We start from the raw sequence: 23,824 nt of genomic DNA, 5'->3' as shown, positions 1-23,824 counted from the left end.
CCCAGGCCTGCTACGCTGGCGGGCCCGACAAGTTCCGCTACCTGCTGTACAAGGACGTCAATCGGCACATGAACCTGACACTGGGCGCGCCGCGGTAAGCGCCGACGCGCTACTGGGCCGTGCCCTGGGCAACGTGCCTGTCGGGTTCGGGTATGAAGCGACCTGGGGGCGCAATGTCTGCGGGTGTACACATTCAGAATGACTATCCGCGATCACGATTGTCATTGCCGCATGCCCTGCGACGCCCTGCCTTCATACCGGCGCATTTGTCTGAACAGCCGCATTCGCGGCAGAAGATGCGTTAATCGATTAAGGCTCGATCTCGGGCAGGTCTGCAGCCAGAATGCTCAACCCGGTGCGCAGGGCCTTATCGTAGCGGGCCCGCTCCACGGCAATCTGCTCTGGTGTCCAGTCGTAAAACCCCTGACCCGACTTCATGCCCAACTGGCCCTGGCCGGGCTTGTCGGCCAGCACCGGGGGCGGTTCGCTTACATTGGAGAGTGTCGGATAGATCGTAGCGGCCGCAGCAGCGTGCACATCCAGGCCTGCATGCTCTTTTTGCATGATCGGGCCAGCCGCGATGTAGCGAAAGCCAAAACCGAACCGCACCGCATTGTCGATGTCCTGCGGCGTGACGATGCCTTCCTGTATCATCGAAAACGCTTCGCGACCCAACGCATGTTGAAGACGATTGGCGACAAAGCCAGGCACGTCCTTGCGAACCATGATCGGCACCGACCCGCAACGACGCATCAGCGTGGCAAGGCCGTCGGCAACCTGCTGATCCGTATCGGGACCCAGTACGACCTCCACCAGCGGCACGATGTGCGCCGGCATGAAAAAATGCAACCCGATCATCCTCTCCCGTTGCGGCAGGCCTTCAGCGATCTGGCTGATGGGAAAGCTTGAGCTATTGCTGGCCAGCACCGTATCCGGCCGCGCAAGGGCCGACAAAGACTTGAAAAGTTCACGTTTGTAATCGAGTTTTTCCGGGATGCATTCGATGACCAGTTGAACATTCTGCCAATCCACTGCCTCCAGCGTCGCCACCATGGTCAGCAGTTCCAGATTGCCGGCGCAGTTGATTTGCTCCAGATTGGCGGCAATGCGTTTCCTGATCTGCTGATGAGCCTGGGTACGGGTCTCGATAAGATGCACCGGGCAGCGTGCGCGCAGCAGCACGACAGCGACATCTGCCCCCATGGTGCCGCCTCCTACCACTACCGCTGGTGTTGACGATGGAGCGCCGAGCATAATGCCGTTTGTCATGAAATCTTCCTGTTAACGTTAACTCAAAACAAGCATCATAATCGGTAGCTCGCGTCGTATCAAGATAGGCTGGATTTGCCATTGCATCGTGTCATGTAATGTTGGCGATTTATAAACCTGCAGTAGTGCGCGGCAACATATGACGATAGCGATACAAAGGAAAGGAAAGCGAGTATCAGGCACCTGGCGATGTGATTACCTGTCAGCGGTTCAATAATCTGTTCAGAAATTTGTACATGCCTGTCCTGGGTCGCGAACCCAATAAACCGCTGAAAACACTCCTCAGATCTCGTTTGCACTTTGCCGGCCTGTTGCAAATTTCCTTCCCGCAGTAAGGATCGGGTAATAGAAATAGCCAGACAATCTGCATTCCAAGTTGATCAGGGGAAATATATGCAACCGCGAAACGCTCGCACAACACGAATTCTGACAGCCGCTTTGCTGGCCTGCGTCGGCCCGGCAGCGGTTCAGGCCCAAGGCCTGCGAACCCCTGACTATACGCAGGAAAACGAATCGCAATGGAGCCTGGGCGCCGGCGTTGGCATAGAGCGTAGTCCGTATCGCGGCGTGGGAAATGATACCAGCGCAATCCCCCTGCTGGGATTTCAGAATCGATACGTACGGCTTTTTGGCACGACCTTCGACGCCAAACTACCCTCTGCCGGCCCCGTCGATTTTTCGATCCGGGCCAGATACGCGTTGGGCGATGGTTATAAATCATCTGACTCTTCCTTCCTTTCAGGTATGGACAAGCGCGAAGGGGGGTTATGGCTGGGACTGGGCACCACATGGCATAGCGGCGTTGCCGATGTTTCACTCGAATGGATGCGCGCCCTGGGCAAGAGCAAGGGGAATCGTATTAAACTGGCGGTGGAACGTTCGTTCGAAGCGACCAATCAAATTCATATCACGCCTTACGCCGGTGTTCAATGGTCCGATAGCAAGGATGTGGATTATTACTTCGGTGTCAAAGACAGTGAAGTCAATGCAGAGCGCGCTCGTTACGAAGGAAAATCCAGCACCAATGTCAACGCGGGTATCAGAATAGATTACGCCCTCACCAGACATCAGAATCTATTCCTGGACGTTGGGGTAAAGCGTTGGGGTTCCGGTGTAACCGATAGTCCGCTGGTGCGGCGCAGTACCTCTCCATCTCTACGAATGGGCTACCTGTATAGATTCTGAAAAAGACATGTCATCGAACCGTATTGCAATCCTGGAAGACAATCCGCGCATGGCCGTGCTCATGTGCAAAGCCCTGGCGGCTGCCGGCATTGAGGCAGACGTTTTCGAACGCCTGGACTCCGTCTGGCCAGCCATGGCACCTGGCTTATACGGCGTATTCGTGGTTGATCGCAGTGTGCCGGATGGCGATGGCCTTAACCTGGTCAGGCGCCTGCGTGCCGATGGCAATGCAACGCCCTGCCTGATGGTCACGGCAAGGGATGCCATTCATGATCGCATTGAAGGACTGGAGTCGGGTGCAGACGACTATCTTCCCAAACCCTTTTCGTTAGAGGAACTGGTCGCCCGGGTGCGCGCACTGATGCGTCGTCCACTTATATTGGCAAGCCTCGAGCCGGCATTTGCCGGTATTTCCGTACACACGGCGCGCGGCTGCATGAACTACGGGAACGTGTCTACGCCTCTGGCCCCGGCAGAACTGCAGATCCTGCTGGCATTAGTTCAGGCTGCGGGCCAGGTGGTCCAGCGAAGCCGTCTCGAAGCGGCCGGCTGGGGCCTCGGAGAAGGCGTCACACCCAACGCACTGGATGTCGCGGTACATCGTCTACGCCGCAAAATTCTGGCGGCGGGGTCCTTCACGCAAATTGTAAATCTGCGCGGCAAAGGCTTTGCCCTTCAAAAGACTGACGATGAAACTCGATAGCCTGACCGGAAAGCTGCTTTTTACCACCACCATTGCACTGATTATCACAACAGCATTTGTCGCAATTCTTTCTCACGTAGTCATTACCTATTTCCCGCGAGTGATGCTGGAAGCTGATTTTGCCGGAAACGAACGGCAACTGACTGATAGCCTGGTCTTTGACTCTGCAGACAAACCGATTGCAGTCAACGTAAATCCAGGCTTATCCAGCGTTTTCGAGGTTCTGAAAGATGATGCCGTCTATCGCGTGGTTGATGCGCAAGGTAAAGTGCTGCTTGCATCGGACGACGGCGCCCATGCGTTTGCGCCCACTGGACAGCCTTTTAACCCGCAGTTAAAAAGATTTGACCTGGCGCCGGACAGCAATTTACTCCATGTAGCCACATTCGCGCTCACCAGGCCTGGTCCCCAATATTATGTGCAGGTTGCCCGCAGCGAGCGCTTTCAGCAGGCACTGACTCAAAATGACGGCGGTACCGTGCGCCTAACAACGCTGATCATGACCCTCGTTGCCTTGTTAATTTTCAGTGCCATCGTACTATGCACCATCTGTCGCCTGATGAAACCGGTACAAAAGGTATCGCTGGCCGCATCGCGTATCAATCCCGGAAATTTGCAAGCCAGACTGGCGACCGAGAGTCTGCCCTGTGAGCTGGTGCCGCTGATCACTGCGTTTAATGGCGCCCTTGATAGACTTGCCAACGGCTATCGCGTCCAGCAGGAATTTCTGGCCACCACTGCCCACGAACTCAAAACGCCGCTGGCACTGATGCGTGGCACGGTCGAACTGGGCGACTCAAGCGACCGTGCACAGCTACTTTCCGACATCGACGCCATGTCACGCCAGATTCAGCAGTTGTTGCAACTGGCCGAATGCAGCGAACCCCATAATTACATCATGGCCGAAACAGACCCGGCCATGGTGGCAGCAGACGCCATCGCCAAGCTTGACCGGCTGGCCGACAGTCGTGATGTGGCGATCAATACCAATGCGCTGGCAAAACCGATGCTGATCAAAGCCGACAGTGCAGCACTGACCATTCTCATCCGCAATCTGCTGGAGAACGCCATTCAGCAAGCACCACCCGGAACCAACGTACAGGTTCTGCATGATGAAAACGGGGTTACTGTGCGTGATTACGGGCCTGGCATTGATCAAAATGACTTACCCATGGTATTCCGTCGGTTTTGGCGAGGTGCAGACAGCGATGGTCGATCAGGGCTGGGACTGGCCATTTGCCAGCAGATTGCCCAGGCGCATGGCTGGACCATATCGGTCGATGCAGCCAATCCTGGTGCGGTTTTCCGGGTTATTTTTGATGGTTCCGGACGGCCGTCGCCCGACCAATATCACTTGACACCCTCATCTGATCTGAGCGGTATTGGCGAACACGCAACCTCATATAGGTAGCAGGCTGCCATTGCCGCATTTTTTTAACGCAATCGTTGCAGAAATAGCACCGTTTCAGTATGTACAACACGATGAAAACTTATCTTGATCTGATTCCCCTCATGGATACACCTTCTGTCGCCAGACATCCGGGGAGTACGAAGGCGCCGGACTTGCCTGGTTGCACGCATTCTCCGATGTCCTTGCCAAAGAACGCACAAAGCGCCACCGAGTCCCATGTACCCCAGGTAGAAGGCCTGTGCGAACGCACTGTGTAAAACCATAGCGCAACGCACCGTATCATTGCACTTTGGGCACCAGTCGCATGATCAGCACGTACGCAACAATCGCCCCCGCCCCCAAAGCCATGGTGATTGCCAGCGCCCACTGAATGCCAATATTGATCATCCCGAATGCCAGGGCGAAAGGCGCGACGGCGGAAACGGTCAAGCGTGCGGACGTGATTTTCCCCTGCAATCTGCCGTAGCCCTGGCTGCCAAAAAGCACCAGTGGCAAGGTACCTGCAACGATACTGAACAAGCCGTTGCCCAGGCCGAATAAAATTGCAAAAGTGATCGCGCCGGCGACACTGGGCGCACTGCTGTTAAGCACGGCGATGGCAGTACACATGAGCGCAGAGGCAACGGTGGCAAGCGTCACTGGCGACAGATTGCCGCCAAAGACCATATTGGTGAGCCGGCTGAGCACTTGAGCGGGACCAAAGAGCGTGCCCACCAGGGCAGCCGTTGCGCCCAGTCCCAGGCCTGACAGCAGCGGCACCATGTGCACCAATATGGCCGATGCAACCAGCGATTGCAGCGCGAACGCGATCACCATCAGCACAAAGCCGGTGTGCCGGGCCGGGCCCACCAGCCGGCCTGACAACACTTTTACTTCGGATTCTATTCTGGCCTTGCCTTGCCGGGCGCCACGCGCCAGCCAGGCATGGATGGGCAGGCAGACAAGCAGATTGATGGCCGCAAAAATATAATAAACATTCTGCCACGATAGCTGCGCATGCAACGCCGTTGTGATGGGCCAGAAAATAGTGGAGGCAAAACCGCCGATCAACGTCAGGTAAGTTATGCTGCGCTGAGCCGTCAGCGGATACTTCTGCACCAGTAGTGCGAATGCTGCCGCGTACTGCACCAAATTTGCGGTTATTTCAATTGCGATCAGAGCAATCACAAATACAATATGATTCGTGGCCGTTGCACACGCAATGAGCGCCACGGCGGCCAATCCCGAGCCCAGCGTCATGACGCGTCCTGCTCCGAACCGGTCTATCCATATGCCTATCCAGGGCGCCATCAAGCCGCCAGCGAGCAGCGCCGCAGACAGGACGCCAAAAACCCACTCAACCGACCAGCCCAGGTCTGCAGCCATATCCGATGCGAGAATACTGAAGGCATAGTACAGGGTGCCATAGCCGATGATTTGTGTCAGGCCAAGCGAAGCAATAACCGCCATCAGATGACGATCCCATTCCCTTGTTTGTCCAGGGAGGGCCAGTTTTATTGCCATGGGAATGAATCCTTGCTGCCGTTCGCGTCGGTATCGGCTGGGCTATCTGATTCAGCCCGGTCAGCGCGCCCCCCGACGTGGGCAACGCGATGATTGGCAATTTAACACTATTTTTGCTCGTACCAGTGCTTTGTCCGATTCATGATGCGCGCAACCAACAACATGCTGGCTTGACGCTTTGCAGAAGGATCCAGGGCTTATGACATCTTGCGCTGCGCGACGGGCGCATGTGCCGCCATGAGCTGTGCAACCCAGTCAATAAACACGCGCAGCTTCGCACTGACATGCCGATTGGGTGGATAAGCGACATACATGGGCATCGGATCCAGCTCCCATTCCTGCAACAAGGGGATCAACTGGCCCGTTGCCACATGCTCGCGGGACATGTAATCTGGCAGCCAAAGTGCTCCCAGGCCGGCCAGGCCGGCTGCCAGGTAGGCATTGCCATCATCAACGGAAAGGATGTACCGACCCTGTATGGTGACGCGTTCATCGCGATAGCGCAGGGTGGGCGACAGCGCCTTGCCAATGCGAGCCCACAGGAACGCCACGACGTGATGGTCCGGGGTATTCAGTTCCTGCGGATGCTGCGGTACGCCGACCCGCGCCAGATACTCCGGCGCGGCATAAATACCAAGTTGCAAGTCGCCTATATGCCGGGCCATCAGGGACAGATCGGTGAGTTCGCCTCCACGGACAACACAATCGACATTGTCATCAATCAGATCCACCACACGGTCGCTCACGCCCATATCGAGCTGTATATCAGGGTACCGGGCATGAAATGCCGGCAGCGCCGGCACCAGCACCATGCGTGCAAACGGACTGGGGACATCGACTCGCAGCCGCCCCCGGGGCAATGCCGCAGCACTGGACAGGCTGGTTTCAGCATCGTCCATATCGGCCAGCAACCTGATCACGCGCTCGTAGTAGGCAGCGCCATCGGCGGTCACGTTGACCTTGCGTGTGGTCCGGTTAAGCAGACGGACACGCAGCCGCGCCTCCAGCTGCTGCACCAATTGCGTGACGCTGGTTCGGCTCATGTGCAGCGTCTCTGCCGCCTTGGTAAAACTGCCGGTTTCCACCACTCGGGCAAATGCCCACATCGCATCGAATCGGTCCATGTATGTTCCCAGGTAATAGGATTGTTTGTATTTTACAAACAGTGATGGACAGATTTGCCTGTTTATCCGTCAAACCGGAAAACATAGAATCACTTTATTGTTGTTGTCGAGTCTGCCGGACTCATTAATGGAGAGAAGCTATGACAAAACGCGATGTCGTTTTTCCGCCTGGGCGTCAGGCACTGTATGACAGAAATCACTATTCACCAGCGATTCGGGCCAATGGTTTTTTATTCGTTTCGGGTCAGGTCGGCAGTCGGGAAGATGGTTCACCTGAACCGGATCTGGAGGCGCAGGTGCGCCGCGCATTTGATAACCTGAACGGTATCCTGAAGGCAGCGGGCAGCAGTTTCGAAGACGTGATTGACGTGACGGTTTTCATGGTCGATCCGCAATCGAAATTCGAAACCATCTGGAAAGTCGTACCGGAGTATTGGGGCCAGGCCCCTTATCCGACACTGACTGCCGTTGGCGTCACCTGGCTCTACGGCTTTGACTTCGAGATCAAGGTCATTGCAAAGCCGGCGCAACCGGCCGATCAATAACCCGATAGACGGCGAACCGTTTGGCCAGCGGCTATATCCCTGGGTCGAAAGCAGAGGCTGGTGGCCCCGGAAAGCCACCGATCGCGCCGGGATATCCCGCCAAAAGCAATCAGCGAGGAGTGCCGGAGACTGCAGAACCCGCTTTAGCGGCCAGTTCCTGCAGGCTCATTTTCTCGGCATTCAGCGTGATTTGTTCTTCTGGTTTCATGGCCGAATCGTAAGCGATATCGCTGCTGATCACATCGTTCTCGAGTTTTCCAAGGCCCGACATCTGTGCCATGAGCCCAGCCATGCTGGCAAGATCATCCCCTTTCTTGTCGGCCGCTTCCTTGTCTTTTACTCCGCTGACCTGTGCACTGCCCGAGACCACATCACGGATCAGATGGGTGTCGGCTTTCAGAGCAAATTGCACTTTTTTCAGCGATTCGGCCAGAAACTGGCTGTCTTCCATGGTCTGTCCCTCAGGCTGGCCAGCTCCATCAAAATTGGCGGAAGCCTCCAGTGAACCTTCCCCGTTTACTGTCTTCCATGAGAAAGGAGAAACACGTACTTGCAGCTTCTGGCGTATCAGGGTGGTGAACAGTTCTGCATAATACTGTTCAATTTGCTCGCCCTGCTGCTCAATGTTCTCTGGCGTAAGATTGAGCGAGCCAGCCTGTTGCCTGAATTTTTCCACGGCCTGGCGGTCAAGATGATCGAAGGCTACGTTTAACTTGATGGCACCAAAATCGACATCGTTTACCAGTATGTTGCCAAGATCGTAGCCGACGTTCAGGTTCAGGAAATCATCCACTTCTTCCGTTTTCACATCGACCTTGAAATCGGCTATTGACAGCGTTTTATCGTTCTTTCGCTTGATTTCAAGCCTGCCAATATTCAACACTGCCGGTCCAACGAACAGTCCTGAAGCAGTTTTGCTGGAACTGCCCTGGCCCGTCACGTTTTCCAGAGAAAAATCGACGTCGGCGTAGTTAAGCTGGGTTGCCCCTGGCATATCGAACGTCATGTCAACCTTGGTAAAGTCCTTGTTTACGAACGTTGTTGCCGTAACCGGCTGGGATTTCACAACAGTCTTTCCAAATGTCGCATCCAGTGCCTCTAACTTGGCGATGGAATGCACATTTCCGGAAAAATCAATGCGATCGCTTTGCGCGTAGGGCTCTTTGCCGCCTGCTGCGTCATACAGTGGCTTGGTCTTTTCGTCGTTGACCAGCGTTGTGGAGGCGGTTGCGTATCCGGTGACAAATTCGCCCCGCAACAAGGCACTGAGCGATATCGGCCCATGTTCAATGTGGCTGTTGAGCAGAACTTCCTGTGGCAGGGCTGACATTTCCGGAAAGGTCATATTGACTGTATATACCGCGTCAGACGAGAAAACGCCCTTGTCATAACTGACCGCTTCTACACTGATTCGTCCTTCGCCTTCTTTTTTCAGATAGTCGTTGGTTTTAACCAGATAGTCGTCAAGCCGCTCCTGGATCTGCGTACCCAGATACCAGCTTGATCCAGTCCAGACTGCGCCGGCAGCAATGACAACACCGGCTACGATTGCGGCTTTACTCATCGAATTAATCCCTATAGATCGTGAACTGCGAATGGTTGGAAATGTCGGCACAATTATAGCTGCCAAATCCGTCCCAGTCGCTTGCCCGATGGTTACCTTGACGTTATTTTACTCAACAGAAAACTGCGACCAGTTTATGGTTGTAACTCCCGTGATCACCACCGATTTATTCAGTAAGACATTAACAAAATTGGACACGGCCTCATGACAGGCCGTGATCTGACTATAATTGACTGGCACCGCAGGCCTGCGGCGTGCAGCACGCGAGCTTGATCAAAACAACAGGAGACACTAATGCGGCTATTCAGATCATGGATCAACAACAATGACAACGCCACCGATAACGAGGTTGCGTCATCTGGCAGACGGTACTTTCTGGCAGCCGGCTGCGCCTGCTGCGCAACCTACGCGTTAAACATTTCACCTGCTGCAGCCCAGTCGCCTGATGTGCAGCGCCATCTGGCTGCAGCGCGCACCGCCGCCGGCAGCGATCTCAAACAGTTACTGAAGCTGGGTGACGTAGCCTTGCCAGCCAGCGCCAAAAAACGTCCGTCGATCGAAGAGCTCATGGCGCAACCTGCGCCGCCGCCAGGCCAGGCTTTCGATAATCTGTATTTCGTCGGCGGCAAATGGGTCAGCGCCTGGGCCATTACCACATCCGACGGCATCATCCTGATCGATGCAATGAACAACGCTGATGATGCCGAACACGTGATCGTCGCCGGCATGCGCAAGCTGGGCCTGGATCCGACGCAGATCAAGATGGTCGTCATCACGCACGGCCATGGTGATCACTACGGCGGCGCCAATTATCTGGTGGAGCATTTTCATCCGAAAATCATTGCCAGCGAGGCCGACTGGACCATGATGGAAACCAAACTGGAGTTCGAAGTGCCCAGTTGGGGACGCCCGCCCAAACGTGATATGGTTGTTGAAGACGGCGCCAAGCTGACACTGGGCGACACCACGGTCGACATCGTGATGACACCGGGCCATACCATGGGCACCATCTCGGTGGCGTTTGACGTCAAAAGCGGCAGCAAAAGCCACCGTGCCTTCCTATGGGGCGGCACATCGTTCAATTTCGGCAAGCAGCCTAACCGCATGGAACGGCTACAGGCTTATATTGACGCGACAGCCCGGGTGCGTGATATGGCAGGCAAGCAGAACATTGACGTATTCCTGTCCAATCACAGCGGCATGGATCTGGCCGACATCAAACTGGCACAGATGAAAAAGGGCGAGCCCAATCCGTTCGTGATGGGCGTTGATACGACACAACGTGCGTTAACGGTGATGCATGAGTGCGCGCTGGCGACCAAGGCAGCGTGGAGCGTGTAAGAGGCTCGAGCACGCGATGACGGCATTCTTACCTCATCGTGTGCCCAGGCAGGGTCGATACTTTCGGTTGCTCCGGGCCCTGTGCTACCGATGCTGATCCGTTAAATCACAAAAAACGTTTCACGCGTTGTTCTTTGCCCGCATTTCAGTCGTTACCCCATCCCGCTCAAGCAGGATTTACCGTTAGAAATTCACAGCTGTGTTATTTCCACTCCAGGTGAGCCCCGGTTACCATTCACAACAACGTCACCAGAAGGCAACGGCTGCCCCGCCGCGAAACGCTTCATATTATTGAAACAATGCAGCGCCATATTTTGTACGTTATCGAAAACGGCTCCACCAATATGAGGGGTCAACATGACGTTATCAAATCCGAACAAGGCATGGTCTTTGGAAAGCGGTTCATTCTGGAACACATCTAACCCGACCCCCAGCAAATGGCCACGTTTTAGTGCTTGAACCAAATCGCTCTCTACGACAAGGCCGCCACGAGCCGTATTAATAAGTATCACACTTGGTTTCATTCTTGATAATTGAACGGTATCAATGATCCCACTTGTGTCAGGCGTTAATGGCAAATGCAACGATAGAATATCCGCTGTTGCAATCAATTCATCAAAGGTGCAGTATCGCACATTCAATTTCGCTTCCTCTTCGACACCAAGGGGAGTCGGGTTATGATAAATGACCTTGGCGCCAAACGCCTGTACGCGTTTGGACACTGCCTTGCCAATCGCACCTAACCCAAGAATGCCAAACTTTTTATCTCGCAACGAATGCGCTTTGGCTCGCATTTCGGACTTCACCCACAGACCTGCCCGAATGGTCTCATCCAGGTACCTGATTTTCCTATACAGACCCAGGACCAACAAAACTACCAACTCAGACACGGGATCGGCATTCATTCCATTTGCAATAGCCACGCTAATGCCTTTGGCCCGAGCCGCATTAAGATCTATTTTGTCGTAGCCTGCACCGAATTTCTGTACGAATTGCAAATTTGGCCCATCAAACATCCATGCAGGCACCGAAGCCCATCCGGTCAATATCATCTGGGCATTCGCAATCAGGCTCTTCTGATGCGTCTCTTCGTAAGAGTCCGCCAGCTTGATATTCCAGCCTTCCGGCGCGCAACGAAGTATCACTTCCCTGACTGCACCATCATACACATCCAGACACGCAACGGTGTGGCTCGTAGTTCGCGATTTCATCGTCATTTTAATTCAAGTATCCCGTTTCACTGGCCCCTGAGGTCTCGAAGAAATGCCCGTCGTACGGAAACCTCATCCCGTACATGCTTCTGCATCTGTTCAACTGTCATGTTCTGTGCAGTCTGTACGTTTTCGGTCATGAATCTTTTCCATTGCGGGTTGGCTTCCACCCGGTCCATGCCTTCCGACAATACTTTGATTACCTCGGGCGGCGTCCCTTTTTTTACCATGACGCCTCTCCATAACGTTTCGACCACATCGTAACCCTGCTCCTTGAATGTTGCCACGTCAGGGAAGTATGCGTCCCGCGTCGGTGTACTGATCGCAAGCAAACGAAGCTCTCCGCTCTTTAGCTGCGGTAACGCGGAACTCGGCGTGATTGCCGCCGCCTGGATGTGGTCGCCAATCAAGGCAAGAACCGCCTGGTTTCCTCCCTGGAATGGGACCCAGACGCCCTTGAATCCTGCGGCCTGTTGTAAACGGTAATAAGAAAACTGATGAAAACCCGCAGTTGCATAACCTCCGACACTCACCTGGTTGGGCTTTGTCTTCAGCGCATCCACCAGTTGGGGCAGTGATTGGAAAGGGCTGTCTTTGCGTACTGCAATGGCCGACGGCTCGGCTTGCAAACCACGGATGAAAATGAAATCGTCCAATGTGTACGCCGACTTCCCATCTGCAATTAGAAACGAAGTGGATCCGGTTGCCGAGACAACGGTATAGCCATCAGCCGGAGAATTCATTGCATTTGCCATACCTACCGCTCCGGTCCCGCCAGGCCTATTCTCTACAACAATCGTCTGTTTTAGTTCCTCGCCCAGGTATTGGGCAAGCGTTCGCATCATCAAATCCAGCGGAGAGCCGGCTGCCGACGTGCAAATGAACCGTATTGGCTTATCTGGGTAAGCGGCCAGACTTAGTGGGCTCCATGCAAATAGGGCCGTAACACACAATATCATTCCAGCAATCATTTTTTTCATTTTTTTGTCTCCTTATCACCTGCTCTTGGTCTGCCTGGCAGAGTATCAAAGTGGTAGTGGTTGGTCATATTCGCTCATACGGAACGTACGAGCGGGATAGCTTTGGGCTGGGCGTGAACGCACTACTTCTTCGATCACGTCCAGCCCTAAGCCGGGTCCTTTGGGCAGGTCGATATAGCCATTAACTGGCACCAGCGGGTTCCTGGTCACCACCGACCCGAACTCTTCATAAGGCAAAAAGTACTCTGTTATAGTGAAATTCGGCATGCAGGCGGCTGCATGCACGGTGGCTGATAAAGACAATGTGGTCGAGTTGTAGTTATGCGGTGAAACTGCCACCATTTCCGATTCGGCGGCGGCTGCAATAAATAGCATTTCCAGGATGCCGCCACAATTTGAGATATCCGGGTTGATGATATCGACGGCACGCTCGCGAAACAGACGCCGAAAATCTGCTCTTCCATACATGGCCTCTCCGCTCACAACCGGTATCGGGCTGGCGGCCCGAACTTCGGCCAACGCTTCCAGATTCTCTACCTGACAGGGCTCTTCAAACCAGTAAGGTTCGAATTCAGCCAGGGCATTGGCCAGGGTAATCGCACGCGCTGGAGCCAGCCGCCGGTGGATATCAAGCAATAAATCGACATCGTCGCCCACTGCATTGCGTATCGCTCGCACGACTTCCACGGAATGGCGAATGTGCTCCTTCGGAATATAGGTTCGCCAGGGCCTTGGAAGCGGATCGAACTTGATCGCCGTAAACCCGCTACGCACCACCTGCTCGGCAGCTCGAGCAAAATCGGCGGGCTTTTGCATTTTGTAGCTCCAGCCATTGGCGTATACGCGAATTTTGTCGCGGCACGCGCCACCAAGCAAGTTGTAGACGGGCTGATCCACCGCTTTTCCAGCAATATCCCATAACGCCTGTTCAATGCCAGACAGGGCACACCAGTACTCTAATGAAGATCTGCGCTGCGCATAATCATCAAAAGCAATTTGCATAAAGTGACGTATATTTCGCGCCTCACGGCCCACAAGATATTGACCCAGGGCCTCGATCTGGGCCGCGATCGCGCGGTCGCGATCATACTGACTATATGCTTCGCCCCAGCCGACAACACCATCATCCGTTTCGATGCGGACAAAAATCAAGTTCTTTCGCCAACCGGGGTGCACCGCCAGACATTCAACTTTTTTAATCTTCACAAAAGATTCCCTTATAAATTGACGTTCGCACTGCCGCGAGCGATTGGTCCCAATTTATCGGAAATCAATTATGCTGTAAATGATATAAATATTTGATAATGTGATGCTAATAATCACATCACTCACTTGATTGGAATTTCGATGACTTTCTCCCGGCGCAAACAATTACAACGACGGCATATTGAGGCCATTACATCGATTGCTGATCATGGGTCTGTCCATCGAGCTGCTTCGCGCCTGGGAACATCGCAACCCGCTTTATCCCGACTGTTGACCGAAGCCGAGTCTATGCTTGGCACGCGTATCTTTGAGCGATCTGTCCGGGGCAGCATCCCTACGGTGCGAGGCAAAGCTATTATCAATCAAGCCCGATTCCTGCTAAGCAGCTTGGGCCGATTGGACAATATCGTGGATACCCTTGGCTCTACCATCAGACTTGGCTGCATTCCACGCGCAATGCATTCGGTCATGCCACATTTACTGAACCGGGTGTATGCCGATCAGTCTGCATCCGATTCACCGATTGCATGGAAACTCATGGTCGTCGAAGACAGTTCTACTCAATTGCTGGCAGCGCTGGAAAGCGAGAAGCTGGATTTTGCCATCATGCGCCACGTCGCTGGCGCAGCCGGCATAGGAACCGATTATGTCACCGAACGCCTTTACGAAGAGCGCCCATTGATCATCTGCAGCGCAACAAACTCCACTTTCACAGACAATACTTATACGCTGGAACAGTTAACGAAAAGAGAATGGGTTTTGCCTTCGCCCGGAACCACTTCACGCGCGGTCCTAGACCGTTTCTGGCACGAAAACGCATTACCCCCAATCAAATCTGTCATTGAAACGAGGACTTTTGAATCCAACCTTGCCTTGGTCGCCAAAACATCCTTTATTTCAATTGTCCCAGAGTCAATTGCGCGGCATTATGAAAGCCTGAATTTGGTAAAAATCATTGACGTCTACCCAACATTGCCTGCTAGCACTGTCATGCTGGTTTTTAACCAGGCAATTATGGACGATGCAGTGTGTGAGCCATTTCGCACGCTCGTCCATGCCGCCGCGCAAGACGCGCTGACGCAGATGGAGTGAGCTGTCATTCGACATGCATCAAAATAACGAAGAAAATACAACGCTAATCGATATCCCATAAAAGAATTTATTGTCTTGCATAGCCAGCCAATAAGCTTTTGGGCATTTTGAATAGAAGCGCCATTTGGCCGTAACTTCTTGCCAGCGAAAACGGGGACATTCGGTCATGACACAGCCGTCCCAGCCACAATACAGAATTATTCTTCAAGGATATGGAAATGGTACCTAATGTGGACTTGCGAAAAATGCAGCAGTTTCTCACGATTGTCGAGCAAAATAGCTTTACCAAAGCAGCAGAAAAACTCCATATTGCGCAACCGGCGTTGTCGATTGCTATCAAAAAGCTGGAAGATGCGGTGGGTGTCCCGCTTATTGACCGAAAAGCCAATTCATTTGAAATCACGGCAGCCGGTAAGGATTTCGTCAAACACTGCAAGATCTGCCTTAACCATGTTGAAAGAGCGGTATGGAGCGCCCGATCTATAAGCAATGGCAATATAGGAACGCTGGATATCGGGTTCGTGTCATCGACTGCTCACACCGTCCTCCCTCAGAAGCTCCCTATCCTGCTGAAGAAGTATCCTAACATCAAGCTCAATCTGATGGAGAGTACGTCCAATGACATCATCAGGATGCTTCTTGATGCCCAGATTGATGTAGGGCTGTTGCGCGGTCCGTTGGATTTGCCGGCCGAGATAGAAATAATCAAACTGGCTCGCGACGAGTTCGTGTTAATGGTGGCGAATAATCACCGCCTTCTCGATTGCCTGCAAGTTACACCAACGGTGCTAAGCACCGAAAATTTCATCATGTACTCCACCAATAGTCCTTTACGAAACTCCGCATTAATGTTTTGCAAGGACAACCAGTTTGAGCCAGCTGTCGCGCAGGAAGCGATCCAGATACAAACTGTGGCGGTCATGGTCGGCTGCGGACTAGGGGTCGCGCTGGTGCCCAAGACCACCGTTCCCGGCATAAAAGGCGCTGTTGAGTTTATCAATCTTGATTACTTCTCACACCAGTTCAATACGGAAATCTATATGGCAAAGAAAAAGGACCATAATTCGACTCTGTTGGATGAGTTGTTCTCGTTCAGGTAGCCGGTAAAACCTGCACCATATATTTAATATATGGGTGCAGAAAAATTTAATATTATGCAGCAATCTTAGTCTGCCCTATCATCGTTTTACATTCCGGGTTTCTCCGGCAAACAAGCGATAGGGTTAGTACATGACTCAGTATAGAAATTTGATCGGCGGCAGGCTTGAAACCGCTGACGCAACCATACAGGTTATCAATCCGGCAAACAGGAACACCATTGCCCATGTTCCTGATCTGTCTCAGACTCAGCTTGAACAAGCTGTGGTCGCTGCGACAACCGCCTTTGCGACGTGGAGCGAAACAGCCCTGAAACACCGACAGACTTTGCTAAGCCGACTGTCCAAAGCTATTTTGGACAATAAAACAGAACTGTCGACCTTGCTCACCACCGAACAGGGAAAGCCCCTGGCCAATGCACAGGGAGAGATTCAGCGTTGTGCAGACTGGCTCTCCTACTTCTCCAAAATACCGGAGCTGGTCGGGCTGATGGAACGCCGAATCGATGACCATGCGTTCGCCAGTAAAGTGCCGCTTGGCGTAGTGGCTGCCATCGTGCCCTGGAATTTTCCCATGTCCCTTGCAATCTGGAAGGTCGCCCCGGCCATTCTCATGGGCAACACCGTCATTTGGAAACCTTCGCCCTTCACGCCATTGACTTCGCTGCGCCTGGGAGAAATCATAAAAGATCTCGTACCCGCAGGCGTAATTAACATTATTACGGGCGGTGACAAGCTTGCCCGGGCGCTGACGGCGCACCCTCTCATTAACAAAATTGCGTTTACCGGCTCAACACAAACCGGTAAAGCGATCATGGCCACAGCAGCCCAGTCGATCAAGCGTATCACACTTGAGCTGGGTGGCAATGACCCGGCCATCGTCATGGATGACGCTGATCTGGAAAAACATATACCCGGCATATTCTGGGGTGCTTTTGCCAACAACGCGCAATTTTGCGTGGCCATAAAGCGCCTGTATGTGCACGAAAAAATCAAGGACCAGTTTCTGAAACGTTTTATCGAATACGGCCGCAATGTCATTGTCGGCGACGGGCTGGATCCCGCTGTCGGCATCGGGCCTATCCAGAATGAATCTCAATTTTTCAAGGTGAGCGCCATGATCAACGCCGCAAAGGAGCGGGGATTGGAAATGATAACGCTGACCGAGACCGTCCCGAGTGCCGGCTACTTTGTGCCCGTCACGCTGGTGATCAACCCAGCAGACGAGGACGAGACCGTGGTCACTGAGGCATTCGGGCCTGTACTTCCCATCCTGTTCTTCAACGATGTCGAAGAGGTAATCAGGCGGGCCAATGATTCGGCATATGGCCTGGCCTCCTCTGTCTGGGCTCAGGACACCACCCTGGCTCAAGGCATTGCGAAGCGATTGCAGAGCGGTACGACCTGGATAAACACCATCCACGTGATCAAGCCGCAGATCCCCTTTTCCGGTCACAAACAGTCCGGACTCGGACTAGAAAATGGAATTGAAGTGCTGTCTGAGTACGCCAACACTAAGTCCATTGTCGTCGGCCAGTGAGGTAATGGATGCAAGCAGAATATGATTACATTGTCGCTGGTGGCGGCGCCGCCGGCACGGTGGTGGCAGTCCGGCTCGCGCAGCAGGCGCAATGCCGCGTGCTGTTGCTTGAGGCGGGCAAAAACGACAACTGGTTATGCTTCAGAATTCCCATTCTAGTCTCCAAGACGATGTTGGGTAGCAGAGGAAACTGGCGCTTTTACACAAACCCGGAAGCGGGCCTGAACCAGCGGCCGGTTTATTTTCCTCGCGGAAAAGTCATCGGCGGCTCGTCTCGAATTAACGGAATGTTGTGGGTCTGGGGCAACCCCCAGGAGTATGATTCATGGAGCAACCTCGGCATATCCGGGTGGCGCTTTTCAGAGATAAGCAAACACTACAAATACGCTGAAAACTACCAACACGGAACGCATCAGATCAGAGGCAGGCAGGGCAACGTGAACATCGTACGCCATGTGGCCTGCGATGCGCTGACCCGTGGATTCATAGACTCCTGCGTGGATTCCGATATCCCGTACAACCCTGACTACAACGCCGGCCAGTTCGAGGGAGTGAGCCCCTTGCAGTTCAACATCCTTAACGGATATCGACACAGCGTCAAGGAAGCGTATCTGGATGCGCAAAAAAACCGGAATCTGGACGTTATTTACGAAGCGCACGTCAGCCGGATTCTGTTCGAAGGCAGTCGCGCCGTCGGCGTTGAATACCTGCAAGGCGACCAGCGCAAGACAGTCAGGACAGCCAGGGAAGTGGTTGTTTCGGCCGGAGCCATTCAATCTCCACAGATTCTCGAGTTATCCGGCATTGGTAATAGCGCTCGTCTCGGTTCGCTTGGTATCAAGCCAATAGCCAATGTGCCGGGCGTCGGAGAAAATCTGATTGATCATCTTAACTCCCGCATGGCCTTTCGCACGTCGACCCGGGAAAGCTATAACCTGATTCAGCATAGCCTGGTGCAGAAGGTAAACGCAGCATTGCGATGGCTGGCATACAAAGACGGGCCGTTGACCAATATTGGCGCCATGGCGCACGCCCTGGTACGACTGGACGACACGCGTGCCTCTCTTACCAAGATCCAGATGCTCAAACTGAGCTCGGCCAACAATGCCCGGGAGAAGAAGTATTCACTGGATCGCTTTGCCGGTTTCACCATATCGAGTTTTCTGGTCCATCCGCAATCGCGCGGCAGCGTCCATATCAAAAGCGCCGACTGTTTTGAAAAACCGCTGATTAACGCCAATTACCTGTCCAGCGAATCAGATCAGCGCTATGCCGTGCAATCCATCCATAAGATCCGACAAATCGCCGGATCCGCCTATATGCAGGCGCTTGTCGACGACGAGATCAGGCCAGGCGTCCAATGCGTTACCGATGATGAGATTCTCAGCTGGATAAAGGAGAACTCATTAACGTCTTTTCATCCGGTAGGCACCTGCAAAATGGGTAGAGAAGAAGACGGCGCTGTTGTCGACAGTCGATTGCGTGTGCATGGCGTGCATGGCCTGCGCGTCGTTGATGCTTCAGTCATGCCCACCATGCCTTCCTCAAATACTCATGCCCCCGCGATCCTCGTCGCAGAAAAAGGGGCAGAAATGATTCTTAACGATACCTTCAAACAGGAGAAATTATGATAGATATGCGCTTGAGACCCCCTTTGCCCAGCTGGAAAAACTCCCGCATTTTCTCGCCAGCCACCTTTGCCGCATTTGATCACCCGGACTACCCGAAACCCCGCTCGTGCGAAACACTGGCGCTGGCCGATCTGATTACGGAAATGGATGAAACCGGAATTGAAACCGGCGTCGCCATGGGTCGGCAGACACCAACGGCGTTCGGAATTATGCCCAACGAAGAACTTGCCGATTTTGCCAAAGCAAACAGCGATAGATTTGTCGCCTGGGCCGCGCTGGACCTGACGCAGGACATGGACAAGATTCTTGCGGATTTCAATCATGCTGTGGCGCTTTACGATTTCAAGGGCATTTCCATTGAACCCACGCTGCTGGACAAGTATTCGCATGCCGGCGACAAGCGCCTGTACCCACTCTATGAGGTGGTACAGAAATCGAGGCTGCCCATCAACATTTCCTTGAGCTGTGCATTGCAAGCAGCTTGCATGCAGGAAATCGATAAGGCACGACCGGGCCATATGCTATTGGCGACCAAGGACTTTCCCGAGCTCAATTTCCATATCGCCCATGCCGCCTGGCCTTACACACGCGAAGCCGTGGCATTGGCAATCTCCCGCAAGAACGTGTGGTTATCGCCTGACATGTATTTTGTCCCCCAGTTCCCTGGCGCAGAAGACTATTTCACAGCAGCAAAAAACTATTTGGGCGACCGTATTCTGTTTGGCAGCTCATACCCCTTCAAGCCATTGAAAGCGTCTGTGGACAACTTCAGGTCATGGGGATTTTCCAAGACACAGTTTGACGCTATAACTTCCGAAAATGCAAAACGACTGATGAGGCTCTAAAAAATGAAAGTGATTGATTTCCGGGTTAGACCGCCCTTGAAAGGTTTCCTGTCCCATTTCATCTATAAATCGCATACACAGGACAGACTGGATGCGGATCAGCAGTCGCTTCCGGTTCTGCACCGAAACCGGCATGAGTCCAAGTCTGCCCTTGAACGCTCTCTGGACCTGTTTATTGAAGAACTCGACCGGGCAAAGATTGATCACGCGGTTGTGCTGGGCCGCGACAGCAGTGAGAACTATGGCGCATCGGATAACGGCGAAATTGCGGACTTTTGTGCATCAAGCCAGGGACGTTTTTCCGGCTTTGCGGGCATTTCGTCTACCGATACGAAGAAAGGCTACCAGGAAATCCGCAAGATCAGGCAAAGGGGTTTGCTGGGCGCCTGCTTTGATAGCGGATTCTCCAATATTCATCAGGACGATCCTTCACTGTGGCCGTTATATGACGCCGTTGCCCAAGAGGGCCTGCCTTTGGTGCTTACCGCCAGCATGCTGCTGGGCGAGGACATGACCTACGCACATCCTGATCGTGTTCGGACAGTTGCAAAACGCTATCCCCAGACCAAAATTATCGTGGCCCATGCCTGCTGGCCCTGGACAACGCTGGCCTGCGCAATTGCCTACGAGAATCCGAATATCTATTTGCTACCCGACTGCTACATGAATACCAACGCGCCAGGAACAAGCGATTATGTCCACGCAGCAAACACCTTTATGGAGGACCGCATGCTGTATGGCAGCGCGTATCCGGTGCGGCCTCTGGCAGATAGCCTGCAGGTATTCAACTCGCTACCATTAACGGAAACCGCCCGGCGGCGCTCGCTTTGGGACAACGCTGCCGGAATACTGAACATTTCATAAATTATAACTACAGGGTGGAGAACATGAATCGCAGAAATTCGATAAAGCTGATGGCAGCGCTCCTTGGCGCCAGTGTATTTCCAATGCGTTCGGCCTCGTCGGCAGCACTGGACGACGGCGTCATCAAACTGGTGGTGGGCGTTCCGCCCGGCGGGCCGACAGACATGCTCGCCCGGTTGATCGCCCCAAGACTGGCAGACAAATTGGGTGCCAATGTCATAGTAGAAAACAAGCCCGGAGGCGGTCAGACCATTGCTGCCAATATGGTCGCCAATGCCCCTGCTGACGGACGCACCCTGTTCTTCTGCACCCAGACATTGGCGGCCAACCCATTTGTCTATGAAAAGCTGGCTTATGATGCCAAGCGTGCATTTCGCGGTGTATCGCTTGTCGCCACTTTGCCCTATGGTCTTTTTGCGTCACGCGATACACCCGCCGATGATCTTCAGACCCTGATTGAATTCTTCAAAAAAAATCCAGGCAAATACAATTTTGCCTCTTCCGGAGCCAGTTCAATGCCAAGATTTTCTGGCGAACTTTTCACACGAAAGCTGAACCTGGACATCGTCCATGTTCCTTACGCGGGATCCGGTCCGGCACTGGTCAGTCTGGCATCAAATGAAACGCAAATTTTTTTCAGCGATTTCCTGATGCTCGAGCCGTTGATGAAATCAGGGCGGGTCAAACCCATCGCGGTTGCCTACAAGCACCGGTTAGAAATGGCCAAGCACGTACCTACTTTTGAGGAAGAGGGCGTGAAGGATTTCTCTTTGGCCGCGTGGTTTGGAATCGTAGCCCCGCAGAAAACCTCCGATGCCATTGTGAAGCAGGTAAGCAGCGCCATCAACGAAATCGTCAATGCAAAGGACATTAACGCCCAGATTGTCCACAAAGGCGGAATTCCGCGCGGAGACCTCACGGCAGCTCAGTTTCATGATTTTGTGGAGGAAGAAACCGTGCGTTACGGGGAGCTTATCAGCGATATTGATTTGTGAAAACGATCAGCCCGGTCCGCAGCATCCGTTTTTTGCACCAATGGTTTGTCCTGCCGGGCTTCCTTCCTGATTTGAATCATATGCGCAGCATCAACATCTCAGACAATGATCCGCGCTTGTTTGCACTCTACCCTGGACAAACTTCTAGCCATAGAACAGCGGCGAATATCCGGCCAATCGTTCAGCCGTTCAGTCTATACAGCACCTTTAGCCAGGCACTGTATTGGATAGCGTCACCGAAGCAATTTATCAAAAAATACACAACTGAAGCCGCTCTCTTCACGCCGTGCCACTTCTGCGTAGCCCAGTCGGACATACATTTTGATATTTTCGACCATCATCGCCTTACAAAGCGCGAACCCGTACTGCAGAGCTGCGAATATGTTCCCCAGCTCTGCAGTGCATCCCACAATGAAAATAGCCAGCCACGCCGCCAATGAGCCTTGCACCACGGGAGATTGAGGGCCTCGGCCAAGGGATGCGCAACTGGCAGGCGCGTGAGCGTTTCATTAATTCCAGGCACCATCAGCAGAAAGAAACTGAACATGAATCCGAACTGGGATAGATAGGGTGTACGCGCGTTAATCGGGACAGCCTTGGCGCGTATAGGGCGCCTCACACCGCCAGTAACGCCAGGATGCCCAGCGCGTGGCCGACGTTGAACCCGCCAGAGCTCGACAAACCAAAAGCAGTGACCACGGACAGCACTAGACCAATTAGATAAACCTTGCCGGAACGCACTGTGCTGTCGATCCGACGGTAACGGGCACCAGGCTGATCAGGGTATGGGCTGCGCCCAGGAGTGAAATGGGATGAGGCATGAAATGGCAACTCCTTGATAACATTGGCAGCATCGGGTCGGTTTGATGTCTGCGAGGCTGTAGTGGGACTCAAAGGCTTTAAAAATCTGTGCTGCCCTGAGCAAAATATCTATCAACTAGTTGATAGATTACGATGGCAAAAAAAGTTGCGTTACTCTGCACGCAACGACATTGAATCAGGTTGAAGCAGTTAGCCGACTGAGCGCTGCATGCGATATCGCCTCGAATGCCTGCGAATTATTCATCACCCGCGCAGTTAGCATGGCGCCATGCACCATGGACAAAAAGGTTTGGGCTTCGACAAAAGCGCTTTCTTGCAAGTGAAATTGCCCCAGCTTCGCGCCTTTGTCCAGCACGGCCTCCAGCCAGTTGGTCAATTCCTCGAAATATCCGCGAACCTCATCGGCAATCTCCTGCGGGATCATGGGCAATTCAGCAGCCAGCATGGCGCAAACGCAAATGGGCGTGGTACCGTCGCCGATGCACTTGGCCCAATAATCGGTATAGGCCTTCAGTTCGGCCAATGGGTTATTGATGTGCCGATCAAGCGCGGCAAGCCCCTCCCGCGCCTGTTCCCGGTGGCGCACCACCACGGTATGGACCAGATCTGCCTTGCTGGGGAAATGGTGATGGATGCTGGCCTTGCCGATATGCACCCGGTCGGATATATCGGCATAGCTAAAGCCGTTGTAGCCGCCTGCGGCGGGCAACTGTTTCGTATGTTCGGCAATTTCGGTTGCCCGGAGAGAGAGTTCCACGTTCATGTAAATTTTCTTAACCTGGTGAAGACGCGTACTCAATCCCATTGAAAACAATAGATCGAGCGTGCGCCAGTCTTTAATCCAAAACCACTCTACTAGTTGGTTTGTTTTTATGTCAAGCATTTTCATGAATCCA

General features: G+C 53.3%; 23 protein-coding genes and 1 pseudogene. 15 read left to right on the top strand and 9 right to left on the bottom strand.

Features of this window, described 5'->3' with window-relative positions; translation table 11 throughout:
* A pseudogene (locus INT32_RS07225) lies at positions 1-98 on the top strand ((S)-ureidoglycine aminohydrolase); the annotation flags it as partial.
* A gap of 211 nt (positions 99-309) precedes the next feature.
* Here INT32_RS07225 and INT32_RS07220 read toward each other — a convergent pair.
* On the bottom strand, positions 310-1,269 hold the full coding sequence (locus INT32_RS07220; RefSeq protein WP_193088045.1) for a 3-hydroxyacyl-CoA dehydrogenase family protein: 960 nt from the start codon (positions 1,267-1,269) through the stop codon (positions 310-312).
* Between the two features lie 393 nt (positions 1,270-1,662).
* Here INT32_RS07220 and INT32_RS07215 point away from each other — a divergent pair, with 393 nt between their 5' ends.
* The 4 genes from INT32_RS07215 to INT32_RS07200 all read left to right on the top strand — a co-directional run bounded on the left by INT32_RS07215 (position 1,663) and on the right by INT32_RS07200 (position 4,825).
* Positions 1,663-2,454 (top strand): MipA/OmpV family protein, encoded by a 792-nt coding sequence (locus INT32_RS07215; protein ID WP_226816642.1) that lies wholly within the window; start codon positions 1,663-1,665, stop codon positions 2,452-2,454.
* Between the two features lie 7 nt (positions 2,455-2,461).
* A complete protein-coding gene (locus INT32_RS07210) occupies positions 2,462-3,157 on the top strand; it encodes a response regulator transcription factor (protein ID WP_193088044.1) in 696 nt (231 codons plus the stop codon).
* Positions 3,144-4,568 (top strand): HAMP domain-containing sensor histidine kinase, encoded by a 1,425-nt coding sequence (locus INT32_RS07205; RefSeq protein ID WP_193088043.1) that lies wholly within the window; start codon positions 3,144-3,146, stop codon positions 4,566-4,568. Before INT32_RS07210 ends, INT32_RS07205 begins: the two co-directional genes overlap by 14 nt.
* 71 nt (positions 4,569-4,639) lie before the next feature.
* A complete protein-coding gene (locus INT32_RS07200; protein ID WP_193088042.1) occupies positions 4,640-4,825 on the top strand; it encodes a hypothetical protein in 186 nt (61 codons plus the stop codon).
* 22 nt (positions 4,826-4,847) lie between these two features.
* On the opposite strand, the gene arsK is transcribed toward INT32_RS07200, so the two are convergent.
* Both arsK and INT32_RS07190 read right to left on the bottom strand, forming a co-directional pair.
* The gene (gene arsK, locus INT32_RS07195) at positions 4,848-6,071 is read right to left on the bottom strand and encodes an arsenite efflux MFS transporter ArsK (protein ID WP_193088041.1); all 1,224 of its coding nucleotides are present in this window, start codon (positions 6,069-6,071) and stop codon (positions 4,848-4,850) included.
* 197 nt (positions 6,072-6,268) lie between these two features.
* Positions 6,269-7,195 carry a LysR family transcriptional regulator gene (locus tag INT32_RS07190; protein ID WP_193088040.1) on the bottom strand — a complete coding sequence of 309 codons (927 nt, stop codon included), beginning with the start codon at positions 7,193-7,195 and terminating at the stop codon, positions 6,269-6,271.
* Positions 7,196-7,335: 140 nt separating this feature from the next.
* On the opposite strand from INT32_RS07190, the gene INT32_RS07185 reads away from it, so the two are divergent.
* The gene (locus tag INT32_RS07185; protein WP_193088039.1) at positions 7,336-7,740 is read left to right on the top strand and encodes a RidA family protein; all 405 of its coding nucleotides are present in this window, start codon (positions 7,336-7,338) and stop codon (positions 7,738-7,740) included.
* 109 nt (positions 7,741-7,849) lie between these two features.
* Here INT32_RS07185 and INT32_RS07180 read toward each other — a convergent pair whose 3' ends face one another.
* Positions 7,850-9,304, bottom strand: coding sequence for a YdgA family protein (locus INT32_RS07180; RefSeq protein WP_193088038.1), 1,455 nt, complete (start codon positions 9,302-9,304; stop codon positions 7,850-7,852).
* Between the two features lie 294 nt (positions 9,305-9,598).
* Between INT32_RS07180 and INT32_RS07175 the strand changes: the two genes are divergently transcribed.
* Positions 9,599-10,645 (top strand): MBL fold metallo-hydrolase, encoded by a 1,047-nt coding sequence (locus INT32_RS07175; protein ID WP_193088037.1) that lies wholly within the window; start codon positions 9,599-9,601, stop codon positions 10,643-10,645.
* A 191-nt stretch (positions 10,646-10,836) separates the two neighbouring features.
* On the opposite strand, the gene INT32_RS07170 is transcribed toward INT32_RS07175, so the two are convergent.
* Genes INT32_RS07170 through INT32_RS07160 form a run of 3 tightly spaced genes read right to left on the bottom strand, consistent with a single transcriptional unit; the run spans position 10,837 to position 14,042 of the window.
* On the bottom strand, positions 10,837-11,862 hold the full coding sequence (locus INT32_RS07170; RefSeq protein WP_193088036.1) for a 2-hydroxyacid dehydrogenase: 1,026 nt from the start codon (positions 11,860-11,862) through the stop codon (positions 10,837-10,839).
* 20 nt (positions 11,863-11,882) lie between these two features.
* Positions 11,883-12,836: a tripartite tricarboxylate transporter substrate binding protein gene (locus INT32_RS07165; protein ID WP_193088035.1), complete on the bottom strand. Its 954-nt coding sequence runs from the start codon at positions 12,834-12,836 to the stop codon at positions 11,883-11,885.
* Between the two features lie 45 nt (positions 12,837-12,881).
* The gene (locus tag INT32_RS07160; protein WP_193088034.1) at positions 12,882-14,042 is read right to left on the bottom strand and encodes a mandelate racemase/muconate lactonizing enzyme family protein; all 1,161 of its coding nucleotides are present in this window, start codon (positions 14,040-14,042) and stop codon (positions 12,882-12,884) included.
* A gap of 141 nt (positions 14,043-14,183) precedes the next feature.
* Here INT32_RS07160 and INT32_RS07155 point away from each other — a divergent pair, with 141 nt between their 5' ends.
* From INT32_RS07155 to INT32_RS07120, 8 genes are all read left to right on the top strand, one after another.
* On the top strand, positions 14,184-15,134 hold the full coding sequence (locus INT32_RS07155) for a LysR family transcriptional regulator (protein WP_193088033.1): 951 nt from the start codon (positions 14,184-14,186) through the stop codon (positions 15,132-15,134).
* Positions 15,135-15,352: 218 nt separating this feature from the next.
* Positions 15,353-16,234, top strand: a complete 882-nt coding sequence (locus INT32_RS07150) for a LysR family transcriptional regulator (RefSeq protein WP_193088032.1) — start codon at positions 15,353-15,355, stop codon at positions 16,232-16,234.
* Between the two features lie 130 nt (positions 16,235-16,364).
* Positions 16,365-17,771, top strand: coding sequence for an aldehyde dehydrogenase family protein (locus tag INT32_RS07145; RefSeq protein WP_193088031.1), 1,407 nt, complete (start codon positions 16,365-16,367; stop codon positions 17,769-17,771).
* 8 nt (positions 17,772-17,779) lie between these two features.
* Complete coding sequence (locus INT32_RS07140; RefSeq protein ID WP_193088030.1) at positions 17,780-19,402, top strand: GMC family oxidoreductase; 1,623 nt, start codon at positions 17,780-17,782, stop codon at positions 19,400-19,402.
* Complete coding sequence (locus INT32_RS07135) at positions 19,399-20,247, top strand: amidohydrolase family protein (RefSeq protein ID WP_193088029.1); 849 nt, start codon at positions 19,399-19,401, stop codon at positions 20,245-20,247. The genes INT32_RS07140 and INT32_RS07135 overlap by 4 nt, the downstream gene beginning before the upstream one ends.
* A 3-nt stretch (positions 20,248-20,250) precedes the next feature.
* Complete coding sequence (locus INT32_RS07130; RefSeq protein WP_193088028.1) at positions 20,251-21,111, top strand: amidohydrolase family protein; 861 nt, start codon at positions 20,251-20,253, stop codon at positions 21,109-21,111.
* 23 nt (positions 21,112-21,134) lie between these two features.
* A complete protein-coding gene (locus INT32_RS07125) occupies positions 21,135-22,106 on the top strand; it encodes a tripartite tricarboxylate transporter substrate binding protein (protein WP_193088027.1) in 972 nt (323 codons plus the stop codon).
* Positions 22,103-22,546, top strand: coding sequence for a hypothetical protein (locus INT32_RS07120; RefSeq protein WP_193088062.1), 444 nt, complete (start codon positions 22,103-22,105; stop codon positions 22,544-22,546). The genes INT32_RS07125 and INT32_RS07120 overlap by 4 nt, the downstream gene beginning before the upstream one ends.
* A gap of 175 nt (positions 22,547-22,721) precedes the next feature.
* On the opposite strand, the gene INT32_RS22350 is transcribed toward INT32_RS07120, so the two are convergent.
* Positions 22,722-23,000: a hypothetical protein gene (locus INT32_RS22350; protein WP_370540191.1), complete on the bottom strand. Its 279-nt coding sequence runs from the start codon at positions 22,998-23,000 to the stop codon at positions 22,722-22,724.
* Between the two features lie 103 nt (positions 23,001-23,103).
* Positions 23,104-23,691, bottom strand: a complete 588-nt coding sequence (locus INT32_RS07110; protein ID WP_193088026.1) for a TetR/AcrR family transcriptional regulator — start codon at positions 23,689-23,691, stop codon at positions 23,104-23,106.
* Positions 23,692-23,824 lie beyond the last annotated feature (133 nt).

The sequence above is a fragment of the Advenella sp. FME57 genome, from assembly GCF_014897675.1.
GTDB lineage: Bacteria > Pseudomonadota > Gammaproteobacteria > Burkholderiales > Burkholderiaceae_B > Advenella.
The sequence above is the reverse complement of the archived record's forward strand: the minus strand, read 5'-3'. Positions and strand labels throughout refer to the sequence as shown.

Bases quoted from the DNA above. Each gene is read 5' to 3' on its own strand.
- INT32_RS07205 (WP_193088043.1), top strand. From the start codon at position 3,144: ATGAAACTCGATAGCCTGACCGGAAAGCTGCTTTTTACCACCACCATT.
- INT32_RS07165 (WP_193088035.1), bottom strand. From the start codon at position 12,836: ATGAAAAAAATGATTGCTGGAATGATATTGTGTGTTACGGCCCTATTT.
- INT32_RS07170 (WP_193088036.1), bottom strand. From the start codon at position 11,862: ATGACGATGAAATCGCGAACTACGAGCCACACCGTTGCGTGTCTGGAT.
- INT32_RS07185 (WP_193088039.1), top strand. From the start codon at position 7,336: ATGACAAAACGCGATGTCGTTTTTCCGCCTGGGCGTCAGGCACTGTAT.
- INT32_RS07110 (WP_193088026.1), bottom strand. From the start codon at position 23,691: ATGAACGTGGAACTCTCTCTCCGGGCAACCGAAATTGCCGAACATACG.
- INT32_RS07125 (WP_193088027.1), top strand. From the start codon at position 21,135: ATGAATCGCAGAAATTCGATAAAGCTGATGGCAGCGCTCCTTGGCGCC.
- INT32_RS07190 (WP_193088040.1), bottom strand. From the start codon at position 7,195: ATGGACCGATTCGATGCGATGTGGGCATTTGCCCGAGTGGTGGAAACC.
- INT32_RS07140 (WP_193088030.1), top strand. From the start codon at position 17,780: ATGCAAGCAGAATATGATTACATTGTCGCTGGTGGCGGCGCCGCCGGC.
- INT32_RS07175 (WP_193088037.1), top strand. From the start codon at position 9,599: ATGCGGCTATTCAGATCATGGATCAACAACAATGACAACGCCACCGAT.
- INT32_RS07215 (WP_226816642.1), top strand. From the start codon at position 1,663: ATGCAACCGCGAAACGCTCGCACAACACGAATTCTGACAGCCGCTTTG.
- INT32_RS07155 (WP_193088033.1), top strand. From the start codon at position 14,184: ATGACTTTCTCCCGGCGCAAACAATTACAACGACGGCATATTGAGGCC.
- INT32_RS07200 (WP_193088042.1), top strand. From the start codon at position 4,640: ATGAAAACTTATCTTGATCTGATTCCCCTCATGGATACACCTTCTGTC.
- INT32_RS07135 (WP_193088029.1), top strand. From the start codon at position 19,399: ATGATAGATATGCGCTTGAGACCCCCTTTGCCCAGCTGGAAAAACTCC.
- INT32_RS07220 (WP_193088045.1), bottom strand. From the start codon at position 1,269: ATGACAAACGGCATTATGCTCGGCGCTCCATCGTCAACACCAGCGGTA.
- INT32_RS07130 (WP_193088028.1), top strand. From the start codon at position 20,251: ATGAAAGTGATTGATTTCCGGGTTAGACCGCCCTTGAAAGGTTTCCTG.
- INT32_RS07145 (WP_193088031.1), top strand. From the start codon at position 16,365: ATGACTCAGTATAGAAATTTGATCGGCGGCAGGCTTGAAACCGCTGAC.
- INT32_RS07180 (WP_193088038.1), bottom strand. From the start codon at position 9,304: ATGAGTAAAGCCGCAATCGTAGCCGGTGTTGTCATTGCTGCCGGCGCA.
- arsK (WP_193088041.1), bottom strand. From the start codon at position 6,071: ATGGCAATAAAACTGGCCCTCCCTGGACAAACAAGGGAATGGGATCGT.
- INT32_RS07150 (WP_193088032.1), top strand. From the start codon at position 15,353: ATGGTACCTAATGTGGACTTGCGAAAAATGCAGCAGTTTCTCACGATT.
- INT32_RS07210 (WP_193088044.1), top strand. From the start codon at position 2,462: ATGTCATCGAACCGTATTGCAATCCTGGAAGACAATCCGCGCATGGCC.